We start from the raw sequence: 2,756 nt of genomic DNA on the forward strand, positions 1-2,756 counted from the left end.
GCAGCCGGAGCAGTGGTGTATGTCCGACCAGCTGTGTGACGTCTTCGGCAATGCTCATTTACATTCGCTCCAACGATGATGGATCAAAGTTCGTCGGCCTCCCACTGTATGTCGAACTCTATGGCCATCTCGGTGGGGATGGCTAGCGCAACGGGGGTAAAGCGTTGTGCCGCCCCATCCAATGCCACACCGGTCAGCACGCGTCCGCGCAGAGTGTCGGGATTTTTCACGGTCAATGTGGCTGCCGAAGTCCCCGGTGCCCGGCGCAGATAGAAATCGGTCAGCGGTTCGACCTTGTCGATGGAGAAACCGTCGGCGTCGACGAGATGGTGCCCGTCGGAGACGGCGAGCGTCAGTGGGGCCGTCACCCTAAAGGGGCCGATCAGCTCGCCATCGGCAACGGCGTCGACATCGAGAAGTGCTGGCGTAGCAGCGTGGTTGGGTGCTGCTCCGACCGCTATGCGCGCCCCGCTGAGCAGGTAGTTGTACAGATGCACCACCTTGTCGGCGTTGCGGTAATGGCCCGCGCCGGTCAGCCAGAAGCTGACCCGCTCGATCTTCGGTGTACCGGACTCCGACGTGGTGATCAGCCGGTAGTAGCGATAACCGCGTCCACCACGGCCGTGACTGCTGGTCGATAGCGTGCTGCCTTCGCCGAGCGTGCGCTGGTAGCGGCCGGCTTCGATGTCGGTAGTCAGCAACGATCCCGAAACATCATGCCAGACAATGCCATTGGAAGATTTCTGCAGTCTCAGCTCGGCGGCGGCCCCTGACGCGGTCCACACCGTATATCCGCCCAGCTGGGGTTCGCCGTCGAATTCGAATGTCGTGATCGGTCCGCCCGGGCGATGCACAGCGACCGGAACGTTGAGCGGCCGGGTGTCCAGGGCCATTCCGTTGATCAGGTACCAGATTGCGGCCTGAGTCGCGGCGATCGCTGCATGCTCGCTGATGTTGGCCGGTCCGATCGAATATCCCGCCGCGCGCACCCGTCGGCTCAGTTCGGCGGCGGGTAGCAGCGGGAAGGAGTTCCGCAGGACCCAATTGACCTCGGCTTCCTTGCCGGACGCCCGCAGGTGAGGCAACTCCGCCCAGGTCCCCGGCTGGTATCGCGACGGGTGCTGTGGCGCGATGCCGGTGAAATCCAGCGAGTAGGCCGGCACGTTGGGATTGAGCCGGATCAGGTCCGTGCGGGCACAGCTGCCATCGGTGAAAACGATTTTGTCCACCGTGTGCGAATAAGTCCCGCCGCGGTAGCGGGTCATCTTGGTTAGCTCTGTCACCGGCTGGACCGTTTGGCGGCTCTCGGTGGCCACCCGTCCCGCCGTGCGGCGGAGTGAGAACAAGATAGTCATCGTTACTTCGTCTTCCTGAAAGACTTTGGAGCGGTGCGCAATTCGATTCCGTCGATCAGACGGGAGTGATCGCCCCGATGCGGGGAAGCGCGCGGATTTCTACAGCGTCAGAGAGCGTCAGGAATCAACGACAACAACAGCAACAACAGTTGACCGCAAGGCAGCGCGAGGGGACGAAGCGCGGCTCTAGGACGTGTTGCATAACGCCACTATAGGGCATGATTTGACCCAGGCTGTTCGACCGCAGGTCCAACGTTGTCGCCGCGAAAAAAATCAGGCTGAGTTTTAAGCTTGGCGAGAATCGGCGCGGCGCCTGCGATCCGACCTGCTGTGCGGCACCATCCAGATCAGCACCCGACGACGGAAGGATCATGATGACGTCGGCTCAGAACGAGTCACAGGCACTTGGCGATCTTGCGGCCAGGCAGCTAGCCAACGCGACCAAGACTGTTCCTCAGCTTTCCACCATCACGCCGCGCTGGCTGCTGCACCTGCTCAGCTGGGTGCCGGTGGAGGCCGGCATCTACCGCGTCAACCGGGTGGTCAACCCGGAGCGGGTCGCGGTCAAATCCGAAGACGTCGCCGGTGCCGAAGAGCCGCTGCCCGAGACGTATGTCGAATACGAGACCAGCCCGCGGGAGTACACGCTGCGGACCATCTCTACGTTGCTCGACATTCACACCCGGGTCTCCGATCTGTATTCCAGCCCACACGACCAGATCTCCCAGCAGTTGCGGCTGACCATCGAGACGATCAAGGAACGCCAGGAGCTCGAGCTGGTCAACAATCCCGAGTACGGTCTGCTCGCTCAGGCGAGTCCTGAGCAGAGCATCAAGACGCTGAACGGTCCGCCCACGCCCGACGACCTCGATGCGTTGATCACCAAGGTCTGGAAAACGCCCAGCTTCTTCCTGACTCACCCGCTCGGCGTCGCCGCGTTCGGCCGGGAGGCCACCCGCCGCGGCGTGCCCCCGGTGGTCGTCAGCCTGTTCGGCGCACAGTTCATCACCTGGCGCGGTATCCCGATCATTCCGTCGGACAAGGTGCCGGTGGAGAAGAGCAAGACGAAGTTCATTTTGGTGCGCACCGGTGAGGAGCGTCAGGGCGTGGTGGGGCTGTTCCAGCCCGGCCTGGTCGGCGAGCAAGCGCCGGGATTATCGGTGCGGTTCACCGGCATCAACGAGTCGGCGATCGCGCGCTACCTGGTCACGCTCTACACGTCATTGGCTGTGCTCACCGACGACGCCCTCGCCGTGCTCGATGGCGTTGCCGTGGACCGATTCCATGAGTACAAGTGAGTACCGCGCGGTAGACGCCGAGAGCGACTTGCCGATCAGCGCTACCGAGCTTGCCGCCCTGGCCAGCCAGCTTTACGCGGCCAGCATCAGACCCGGTTTGGAC

2 protein-coding genes are annotated in these 2,756 nt (G+C 62.8%); one reads left to right on the forward strand and one right to left on the reverse strand.

Annotated features, from left to right (window positions below; translation table 11 throughout):
- Positions 1-83 precede the first annotated feature (83 nt).
- Positions 84-1,355 (reverse strand): TQXA domain-containing protein, encoded by a 1,272-nt coding sequence (locus WAO18_RS06985; protein WP_422205005.1) that lies wholly within the window; start codon positions 1,353-1,355, stop codon positions 84-86.
- 374 nt (positions 1,356-1,729) lie between these two features.
- On the opposite strand from WAO18_RS06985, the gene WAO18_RS06990 reads away from it, so the two are divergent.
- The gene (locus tag WAO18_RS06990) at positions 1,730-2,653 is read left to right on the forward strand and encodes a family 2A encapsulin nanocompartment shell protein (RefSeq protein WP_422205006.1); all 924 of its coding nucleotides are present in this window, start codon (positions 1,730-1,732) and stop codon (positions 2,651-2,653) included.
- Positions 2,654-2,756: the final 103 nt, after the last annotated feature.

The organism is Mycobacterium sp. (assembly GCF_049278535.1).
GTDB lineage: Bacteria > Actinomycetota > Actinomycetes > Mycobacteriales > Mycobacteriaceae > Mycobacterium.

Bases quoted from the DNA above. Each gene is read 5' to 3' on its own strand.
- WAO18_RS06985 (WP_422205005.1), bottom strand. From the start codon at position 1,355: ATGACTATCTTGTTCTCACTCCGCCGCACGGCGGGACGGGTGGCCACC.
- WAO18_RS06990 (WP_422205006.1), top strand. From the start codon at position 1,730: ATGACGTCGGCTCAGAACGAGTCACAGGCACTTGGCGATCTTGCGGCC.